The organism is Streptomyces sp. NPDC048612 (assembly GCF_043199295.1).
Lineage (GTDB): Bacteria > Actinomycetota > Actinomycetes > Streptomycetales > Streptomycetaceae > Streptomyces.
In genome coordinates this window covers 148,686-158,575 of the sequence record NZ_JBICVV010000002.1, presented here as the reverse complement: position 1 = coordinate 158,575, position 9,890 = coordinate 148,686, and the positions used below count along the sequence as shown (strand labels likewise).

The following is a 9,890-nucleotide window of genomic DNA, read 5'->3' as shown; positions in this document are numbered from 1 at the left end:
GGACTCCTTCAGGAACGAACGAAGAGGGACCGGCTGCGGGCTGCGACGGCGGCGGTCAGGAGGGCCGGCGGCGCATGGAGCGGAGCGACGGGCGGGCCTTGCGGGCGCCGTCGAGCTGCTGCGCGAGCTGGGCGACCGTCGGGTTCTCGAAGATCGTCCGGACCGTGACCTCGGCGCCGAGCGCGGCCCGGACGCCGCTGATCAGCCGGGTCGCCAGCAGGGAGTGCCCGCCCAGCCGGAAGAAGCTGTCGTGGATGCCGACCTCCGGCAGCCCGAGCAGCTCGGCGTAGAGCCCGCAGAGCGTCTCCTCGCGCGGGGTGCGCGGCGCCTGGTGCTCGGCGGCCGGCGCCGGACGGCCCGGCGCGGGCAGCGCCCTGCGGTCGACCTTGCCGTTCGGCAGCAGCGGCCAGCGCTCCACCTCGACGAGCGCGGAGGGCACCATGTGCCGGGGCAGGCTGCCGGAGATCTGCTCCAGCAGGTCCTCGGCGGGCGCCGGGCCGGACAGCTCGGGCAGCAGCTCGGTGTACGCCACGATGCGCTTGTCGCCGGGGCTGTCCTCGCGGACCAGCGCCACCGTCCGCTTGACCCGCGGATGGGCGTCCAGCACCGCCTCGATCTCGCCGAGTTCGATCCGGAAGCCGCGCACCTTCACCTGGGCGTCCGTCCGCCCGACGTACTCCAGCTCGCCGTCGGCGCGCCACCGCACCAGGTCCCCGGTGCGGTACATCCGCTCGCCGGGCGCCCCGTGCGGGTTCGCCACGAAGCGCTCCGCGGTCAGCGCCGCCCGGTCGCGGTAGCCGCGCGCCAGGCCGCGCCCGGCCAGGTAGAGCTCACCGGGGACACCGGCCGGCACCGGCCGCAGCCCCGTGTCCAGCACGTACACCCGGGTGTTGGCGACCGGGACACCGATGGGCGGCACGCCCTCGCCGGACAGCGGGCGGCTCATCGTGGCGGCCACGGTGGACTCGGTCGGGCCGTACGAGTTGACCATGCGGTGGCGGGTGGCCCAGCGGCCCGCCAGCTCCACGCTCACCGCGTCGGCGCCGGTCACCAGGGTGCGCAGGTCCGGGAATGCACCGTCCGGGACGGTCGCCAGGGTGGCCGGCGGGATCAGGGTGTGGGTGATCCGGGCGTCCCGCAGCACCGCGGCCAGCTCCTCACCGGCGGGCGGCGGCCCGTCCGGCACCACCAGGGCGCCGCCCGTGGTCAGCGCCATGACCAGCTCGATCACCGAGGCGTCGAAGCTGGGCGAGGAGAGCTGGAGCACCCGGCTGTTCCCGTCGAGGAGGTAGTTCTCCCGCACGGAGACGGACAGGTCGGCCACTCCGGCGTGGGTGACCTCGACGCCCTTGGGGCGGCCGGTGGAGCCGGAGGTGTAGATGACGTACGCGGGGTGCTGGAGACCGGCGCGGGCGCCGAGGGGCGTGGTGGGCGCGTCGTTGAGGTCGGCGACGACGGTGGGGTCGTCCAACAGGAGCCGGGGGCAGTCGGTTTCGGGCAGCGGAGTGTCCGTCAGGGTGAGCAGGCAGGCGGGGCGGGCGTCGTCGAGCATGTAGGCGATCCGCTCGGCCGGGTACTCCGGGTCGACCGGCAGATACGCACCGCCCGCCGTGACCACCGCCAGCATCGCCACGATCAGGTCCGCCGACTTCGGCAGCGCCAGCGCCACCACCCGCTCCGGGCCCACGCCCCGCTCCACCAGCAGCCGGGCCAGCCGGTTCACCCGCTCCGCCAGCTCCGCGTAGCGGTACGTACGGTCCCCGTGGACCAGCGCCGGGGCGTCCGGTGCCTGCGCCACCCGCTCCTCGAAGAGCGCGGGCAGGGGCGCCGGAGCCGTGTCGCGGGCGGTGTCGTGCCGGCCGGGGAGCAGCCGGTCGCGCTCCTCCGGCGCGAGGATCTCGATCGCGCCGACCCTGCGGTCCGGGTCGGCGACGGCCTCCCGCAGCACCCGCAGCAGCCGGTCCGCGACGCCCACCACGGTCTTGTGGTCGAACAGGTCGGTCGCGTACTTCACCTCCAGCCCGATCCCGTCCGGGACCAGCTCGGCGTCCTGCCGCTCCTCCCAGAAGAAGATCAGGTCGAACTTGGCGATCTCGTTGGTGACCTTCGGCGCGGTCGCCTCCGTGCCGGGGAAGTCCAGGGCGCCCTGCTGGTAGCTCTGCAGCGTCGTCACGACCTGGACGAGCGGCGAATGGGACAGCACCCGGTCCGGGTTGACCGCCTCCACGACCCGCTCGAACGGCACGTCCTGGTGGGCGTAGGCCGCGAGGTCGGTCCTCCGGGCGCGGGCCAGCAGCTCCCGGAAGGTTGGGTCGCCGGACAGGTCGGTGCGCAGCACCAGGGTGTTGATGAAGAACCCGACGAGGTCGTCCAGCGCCTCGTCGGTACGGCCCGCCACGGCGGTGCCGACCGGGATGTCGGTGCCGGCGCCCAGGCGCGACAGCAGCGCGGCGATCGCCGCGTGCAGCACCATGAACAGCGTGGCGCCGGAGCCCTGCGCCAGCGCGACCAGCTGCCGGTGCAGCGCGGGGTCCAGCTCCAGCCGCACACTGCCGCCGTGGTGACTGGCCACCGCGGGGCGGGGCCGGTCCAGCGGCAGCGCGAGCAGCTCGGGGGCGCCGGCCAGCTCCCGTTCCCAGAACGCCAGCTGCTGCGCGATCACGCTGCCCGGGGTGTCCTCCGACCCCAGCAGCTCCCGCTGCCACAGCGCGTAGTCGGCGTACTGGACGGGCAGCGCCTCCCGCACCGGGTCCCCGCCCGCCAGGCGCGCGCCGTACGCCTCCGACAGGTCGCGGGCCAGCGGCGCCATCGACCAGCCGTCGCTGGCGATGTGGTGCATCACCACCGCCAGTACGTGCTCCCGCTCGTTCAGCGAGAACACCCTTACCTGCAGCGGGAGTTCACCGACCAGCCCGAAGGGGTGGAGCGCCGCCTGCGCCAGCGCCTCGGTCAGCTCCGCTTCCCCCGCGACCCGTACGAAGGTCACGTCCGGCGTCAGCGCACCGGCGGGCAGAACCTGCTGGTACGGCTCACCGGCCTCCTCCGGGTAGACGGTGCGCAGCACCTCGTGCCGCGCCACCAGGTCGGCGACCGCGGCCCGCAGCGCGTCGTGGTCCAGCGGGCCGGTCAGCCGTATCCAGGTGGGGATGTTGTAGGTGACGCTGGAGCCCTGGAGGCGGTGGATGAACCACAGCCGCCGCTGGGCGAACGACAGCGGCACCCGCTCCGGGCGGTCCGCCGCCACCAGCGCGGGACGCGCCCGCTCCGCCCCGTCGAGCCGGGCCGCGAGCCCCGCCACGGTCGGCGTCTCGAACACCGCCCGGATGGACAGTTCCACACCCAGCGCGCCGCGCAGCCCGGCGATCAGCCGGGTGGCCAGCAGCGAATGGCCGCCCAGGTCGAAGAAGTTGTCGTCCACGCCGACCCGCGGCAGGCCCAGCACCTCGGCGAACGCGCCGCTCAGGATCTCCTCGTGGGCGGTGCGCGGCCCCCGGCCCGGGGCGCGCGCGGCGCCGTAGTCGGGCACCGGCAGCGCCCTGCGGTCCAGCTTCCGGTTCACGGTCAGCGGCAGCACATCGAGCAGCACGAAGGCCACCGGCACCATGTAGTCGGGCAGCTGCGCGGCGGCGTACCGGCGCAGCTCCGCCGGGTCCGGGGAGCGCCCGGGGGCCGCGACCACATAGCCGACCAGCCGCTTGTCGCCGGGCCGGTCCTCGCGCACGATCACCGCCGCCTGGGCGAGGTCGGGGTGGGCGCCGAGGACGCCCTCGATCTCGCCCAGTTCGATCCGGAAGCCGCGGATCTTGACCTGGTCGTCGACCCGGGCGAGGAACTCCAGCTGTCCGTCGGCCCGCCACCGGCCGAGGTCGCCCGACCGGTACATCCGGCTGCCGGGCGGGCCGAAGGGGTTGGCGACGAAGCGGGTGGAGGTCAGGTCGGGGCGCCGGTGGTAGCCGCGGGTCACCAGGTCACCGGCGATGTAGATCTCCCCGGGGCTGCCCGCCGGGACCGGCCGCAGCCGCGCGTCCAGCACGAACATCTGGGTGTTCCAGACGGGCCGGCCGATGGTGACCACGCCCGCCGGGACGGTGTCGCCCGGCTCGATCCGGTACTCCGAGCAGCCGACGGTGGTCTCCGTGGGCCCGTACTCGTTGATGACGGTCGCCCCGGGGTGCCGGGCCCGCCACTCGTCCAGCACCTCGCCCATCAGCGACTCCCCGCCGAGCACCAGCTGCTCGTCGGGCGAGAACACGTCGGGGAGTTCGATCAGCAGCGGCAGATGGCTCGGGGTCGCCTTGACGAAGCTCGGACTTTGCCGGTCGCCGTCCGCCGTGCTCGACGCGTCCAGCTCGATCAGCTGCACACAGCCGCCCGAGGTGAGTGGGGCGAACAGGCCGGTCGCGGTGAGGTCGAAGGCGACCGGCGAGTGCACCAGCGCGGTCCCCGCGACGCCGGGGTAGGCGGAGCGGGTCCAGGACAGATAGCCGTCGAGGGAGCGGTGCTGGACGGTGACGCCCTTGGGGCGCCCGGTCGAGCCCGAGGTGAAGATCACGAAGGCGGCGTTGTCCAGCGACAGCGGGCCGCGCCGGTCCGCGTCGGTGAGATCGGCGGCGGACCGCGCCGCCACCTCGGCGGCGGTGGCGGGCTCGTCGAGCCGCAGCAGCGGGCAGGGCGCCGGGACGTCGTCGATCACCCCGGACCGGGTGAGCACCAGTACCGGGTCCACGTCCGCGAGCATGAAACCGAGCCGGTCCGCCGGATACGTCGGGTCCAGCGGCAGGTAGGCGCCGCCGGTCTTCAGCACGGCCATCAGCGCGACCACCAGCTCCACCGACCGCGGCAGCGCCACCGCGACATAGCTCTCCGGCCCCACACCGTGCGCGGCCAGCACCCGGGCCAGCCGGTTGGCCCGCTCGTTCAGCTCGCGGTAGGTCAGCGCGCTGTCCTCGTGCAGGACCGCGACGGCGTCCGGGAGGTGCGCGGCCCGGTCCTCGAACAGCTCGGGAACGGTCCGCCCGGACAGCTCACGCGGCTCGCCCTGCCAGGTGTGCAGCAGCCGGTCCCGCTCACCGGAGGTCAGCAGCTCCAGCTCTCCGACCGGCAGTCCGGGCCCGGCGACGGCGGCGCCGAGCAGCCGGACCAGCCGGGCGGCCAGCGCTTCGGCCGTGCCCGCGTCGAAGAGGTCGGTGGCGTACTCCAGCACACCGTCCACGCCCGTCCACGTGCCGTCGGCGGCCTGGCGCTCCCAGGTGTGGAAGGACAGGTCGAACCGCGCGGTCCGCCGCGGCACGTCCTCGGGCACGGCGTCCAGACCGGCCGGGCCGGGGCCGTGGTCGGGGATGTTCTGCGAGGTGAGCATCGTCTGGAACAGCGGGGTGTGGGAGAGCGTCCGCGCCGGGTTGACCGCCTCGACGACCCGCTCGAACGGCACGTCCTGGTGGGCGTAGGCGGCCAGGTCGGTGTCCCGGACCCGGGCGAGGAGCGCGCGGAAGCTCGGATCGCCGGAGACGTCGGTGCGCAGCACCAGCGTGTTGACGAAGAACCCGACGAGGTCGTCGAGGGCGTCGTCGGCGCGGCCGGCGACGGCGGTGCCCAGCGGGATGTCGGTGCCCGCCCCGAGCCGCGACAGCAGCGCGGCGACCGCGGCCTGGAAGACCATGAAGACGGTGACGTCACACTCCCGGGCCAGCCGCGCCACGCCCTGGTGCAGATCCGCGTCCAGCGCGAAGCGGACGCTCGCACCGCGGTGCGAGGCGACGGCGGGCCGGGGCCGGTCGAGCGGCAGCTCCAGCAGCTCCGGAAGCCCGCTCAACTGGTCCTGCCAGAAGTGGAGTTGGCGGCTCGCAAGACTCGCCGGGTCGTCCTCGGAGCCCAGGATCTCCCGCTGCCAGAGGGTGTAGTCGGCGTACTGGACGGCGAGCGGCCGCCAGTCCGGGGCGGCGCCGCCCCGGCGCGCGGTGTAGGCGGCACCGAGGTCCCGGAGGAGCGGGGCCGTCGACCAGCCGTCGCTGGCGAGGTGGTGGGTGAGGAGCAGCAGGACGTGCTCCTCCTCGCCCAGACGGAACAGGGCGGCGCGGAACGGGTTCTCGCGGGTCAGGTCGAAGGCGTGCGCGGCCTGCTCGGCGAGGAGGCGGGGGAGCTGCTCCTCGGTGGCGTCGAGCAGCGGGAGTCCGGGGCGTACGGCGTCGGCGGGGACGACGGTCTGATGGGGCTCGCCGTCGTGCTCGGTGATCCGGGTGCGGAGCGGTTCGTGCCGCTCGATGACATCGGCCAGGGCGGCGGCCAGCGTCGGGTGGTCGAGGGGGCCGCCGATCCGGAAGGCGTGCGGGATGTTGTACGTCGGGCTGGGGCCTTCCAGCTGGTAGGCGAACCAGAGACGGCGCTGCGCGGGGGAGAGGGGTATCCGTGACGGGCGCGGGGTGACGGGCGTCAGCGGGCGCTGTGCGGCGGGGGCGCTGGGGAGCCGGTGGGCGAGCGCGGCGACCGTGGGGTGCTCGAAGAGGTCGCGGAGGGTGAGGTCGGTGCGCAGCGTGGCGCGGACCCGGCCGATGAGCCGGGTGACGAGGAGCGAGTGCCCGCCCAGGTGGAAGAAGTTGTCGTCGACGGTGACCGAGGGCAGGCCCAGCACCTCGGCGAAGAGGGCGGCGAGGGTCTCCTCGGTGGCACCGCGGGGCGCCCGGCCGCCGGTCCCGGCGTGCGAGGCGTAGTCGGGGGCGGGCAGTTGCCCCCGGTCGATCTTCCCGTTCGGGGTCAGCGGCCACCGCTCCAGCACGACGACGGCGGACGGCACCATGTAGTCGGGCAGCGACTCCCCGACCAGCTCCCGCAGCACCGCCGGCTCGGGCGCTTCCGCACCCGCCACCCCCGTCACATAGGCGACGATCCGCTGGTCGCCCGCGCGATCCTCGCGGACCAGCACCACGGTCCGGGAGACCCGCGGATGCCGCCTCAGCACCGCCTCGATCTCCCCCGGCTCCACCCGGTGCCCGCGCACCTTCACCTGGTGGTCGGTGCGGCCGAGGAACTCCAGCTGCCCGTTGGCCCGCCACCGCGCCAGGTCGCCCGTGCGGTACATCCGGCTGCCCGGCGCCCCGTACGGATCGGCCACGAACCGCTCCGAGGTCAGCCCCGGCCGCCCCAGATACCCCCGCGCCAGCCCCGGCCCGGCGATGTAGAGCTCACCCGCGACCCCCTCCCCGACCGGCCGCAGGGCGGCATCGAGGACATAGCCGCGCGCGTTGTCCATCAGCCGGCCCAGCGGCAGCACCCCGTCCGGCGTCGGCTCCCCGGGCTCCAGCCGGAACTCGGCCGCGTTGACGGTCACTTCGGTCGGCCCGTACACGTTCAGCACGGTGGCCGCCGGATGACGCCGCCGCCACTCGTCCAGCACGGAACCGATCAGCGCCTCCCCGCCCAGCATCAGTTCCTCGGTGGGCGAGAAGCCCGCCGGGAGCACACCGAGCAGCGGCAGATGGCTGGGGGTGGCCTTCAGGAACGTGCACTCCGGCACCCCGCCGAACCCGTCCTCCGCCAGCGGACCCGCCAGCACCCGGCCGCCGCTGACCAGCGGCACCCACAGCGAGGTGACGGTCATGTCGAAGGACACCGACGAGTGCCACAGCGAGGTGCCGCGCGCGCTCGGGTAGGTCTGCCGCGACCACCCGAGGTAGTCGGCGAGCGCCCGGTGCTCGATCACCACGGCCTTGGGCACGCCCGTGGAGCCCGAGGTGTAGATGACGTAGGCGGGGTGCGCCGGCCGCAGCGCGGCGGTCCGCTCCCCGTCCCCGAGGTCCGCCGCCCCGGCCCGCGACAGCGCCTGCGCCACGTCCGGCGCGTCCAACAGCACGCTCTGCCCCGCGAATTCGGCCGCCGCACCGGTCCCCGACGTGGTGAGCAGACAGGCCGGACGGGCATCGGACAGCATGAAGGCCACCCGGTCCGCCGGGTAGTCGGTGTCCATCGGCAGATAGGCGGCGCCGGTCTTCGCCACCGCCAGCAGCGCCACCACGAGATCGACGGATCGCGGCACCAGCACCGCGACGGTCCGCTCCGGCCCCACCCCGCGCTCCACCAGCAGCCGGGCCAGCCGGTTGGCGCGCCCGTTCAGCTCCCGGTAGCTGAGCCGCTCGTCACCGCAGCCCAGCGCCGGGGCGTCCGGAGTCCGCCGCGCCTGGTCCTCGAACAGCTCGGGAAGCGTCCGCGCGTCGAACGGCCGCGTCTTTCCCTGCCACTGCGCCTGGGCCTTCGGACCACTCATCGGGGAACTCCTTGTGCATCAGCAGAATCGCGGCACATCAACCGAGCGGAGGCTAAGGAGCCCGGATTTCAGTGCGCTATTGAAGCCATTTCGCTTGCTGAGCTGGGGTTTTCCGCGCAGGGCAGGGCGCTGCCGACATGACGACGGCCCCCGCCGTGTGGCGAGGGCCGGTTGCGCAGGGTCTGCTGCGGGTTCAGGCGGGGAACTCCCCACCCTTGACGGCGTCGACGAACGACGACCAGCCGTTCGCGGTGAAGGTGAGTGCCGGGCCGTGGGGGTCCTTGCTGTCGCGGACCGGGACGGCGCCGGGGATGTTGTCGGCGACCTCGATGCAGTTACCGCCGTTGTTGCTGTAGGAGGACTTGAACCAGCGGGGGGAGTCGGTCGTGGGTGTCACGGGGTTCCCTTTCGTGCCTCGTTGATCATTGCTATCGATGCCGCCTGCGACAGCGCCTCGGCCTGCAATTGATGGTAGGCCGTCAACAGAGGCAGTACGGATGTCGTTTCGCGTTCCAGGTGTCCCCGCATCTGCGACTCTGCGTACGCGATCACGGACAGGTCCGACAGCGTCAGCAAGTTCATCGGGAGGTCGAACGTGCGGCGCTCCCCTATGTCGTACGGCGCGATCTGGAGCACGGTGTTCGGCAGCTCGGCGAACTCGGCCAGTCGCGCCAACTGCGCCCCCATGACCTCATGTCCGCCGACACATCTACGGATACAGCTCTCGTCCATCACCACCAGCATCATGGGAGGGCGAGGCCGTTCTAGCGCGGCCTGCCGCTCAGCCAGGAACGAGACCCGCTCGACTGCTTGATCGGGTGCGATTACCCCACGCCGTAGAGCGCTGTCTGCCAGTACCCGGGCGTACTCCGGTGTCTGTAGGAGCCCAGGGATGATCCCGATTTCGTACAGCCGAATCTCTGCGGCCCGGCCCTCGTACTTGACGTATTCCGGGAACCCCTCCAGCAGGCTGCCGTGCTTGATCTCCCGATACTCGCGCTCGAACGAGTTCGACGTGCCCTCCAGGCCGAAGACCTGGTCCACGCTACGCGAGAACCGGAGAGTTGGAGGTTTTCGACCGTTTTCGACGGCCGAAACATGCACGCTGGAATACTCCGAGCGACCGGCCAGCTCCTCCTGAGTCCAGTCGCGCGCCTCTCGCAGGCTGCGTAAACGCGCTCCGTAGGCCGCTTCGGGCGAGGCTTCCGGGTTCAACTCGTTGCGATTCACCAGGCCTTCACTGTCCTTCCGTCCGCAAGTGACACGTTGAATGGTCCCTGACTGTAGGTCACGCTGAGGACTCCTGGTAGTGGAATCACTACGGAGAGGAGTGGTCATGTCCGGAAGTCTGACCCCACCCGTACAGCTCGGAGAACCCCGGCCCGCCCCGAAGCCCGCAGCAGAGTGCGATATCTGCCAGGCGCTGGTAAACGAGCGGCAGTTGGCAGAGGCACGGGGCGACAAGAGCAAAGTCGTCGACCTGAACATCGAACTCAGGAACCACCCCATGCACGAGGGGTGAGCGGCCCGGAGATTCCCGCCCCGGCGTGCGAACCCTGGACAGGCGAGCGCCGGGACGGGTGACCAACCGCAGAGGAAAACCTCTGCGGACCTATGGGTCATGCCCCCGACG

The 9,890-nt window shown here is 72.8% G+C and carries 4 protein-coding genes; 1 reads left to right on the top strand and 3 read right to left on the bottom strand.

Going from position 1 to position 9,890, the window contains the following annotated elements; all coding sequences use genetic code 11:
• Nucleotides 1–55 precede the first annotated feature (55 nt).
• The 3 genes from ACGFN2_RS04085 to ACGFN2_RS04075 all read right to left on the bottom strand — a co-directional run bounded on the left by ACGFN2_RS04085 (nt 56) and on the right by ACGFN2_RS04075 (nt 9,487).
• Nucleotides 56–8,257: an amino acid adenylation domain-containing protein gene (locus ACGFN2_RS04085; protein WP_393357346.1), complete on the bottom strand. Its 8,202-nt coding sequence runs from the start codon at nt 8,255–8,257 to the stop codon at nt 56–58.
• Between the two features lie 193 nt (nt 8,258–8,450).
• Nucleotides 8,451–8,654 (bottom strand): DUF397 domain-containing protein, encoded by a 204-nt coding sequence (locus ACGFN2_RS04080; RefSeq protein WP_393357344.1) that lies wholly within the window; start codon nt 8,652–8,654, stop codon nt 8,451–8,453.
• Nucleotides 8,651–9,487 carry a Scr1 family TA system antitoxin-like transcriptional regulator gene (locus ACGFN2_RS04075; RefSeq protein ID WP_393357342.1) on the bottom strand — a complete coding sequence of 279 codons (837 nt, stop codon included), beginning with the start codon at nt 9,485–9,487 and terminating at the stop codon, nt 8,651–8,653. Before ACGFN2_RS04075 ends, ACGFN2_RS04080 begins: the two co-directional genes overlap by 4 nt.
• Before the next feature lie 106 nt (nt 9,488–9,593).
• Here ACGFN2_RS04075 and ACGFN2_RS04070 point away from each other — a divergent pair, with 106 nt between their 5' ends.
• Nucleotides 9,594–9,779 carry a hypothetical protein gene (locus tag ACGFN2_RS04070; RefSeq protein WP_362603021.1) on the top strand — a complete coding sequence of 62 codons (186 nt, stop codon included), beginning with the start codon at nt 9,594–9,596 and terminating at the stop codon, nt 9,777–9,779.
• Nucleotides 9,780–9,890: the final 111 nt, after the last annotated feature.

Excerpts from the sequence above, each read along its gene's own strand:
- ACGFN2_RS04070 (WP_362603021.1), top strand. The coding sequence starts at position 9,594 with ATGTCCGGAAGTCTGACCCCACCCGTACAGCTCGGAGAACCCCGGCCC.
- ACGFN2_RS04085 (WP_393357346.1), bottom strand. The coding sequence starts at position 8,257 with ATGAGTGGTCCGAAGGCCCAGGCGCAGTGGCAGGGAAAGACGCGGCCG.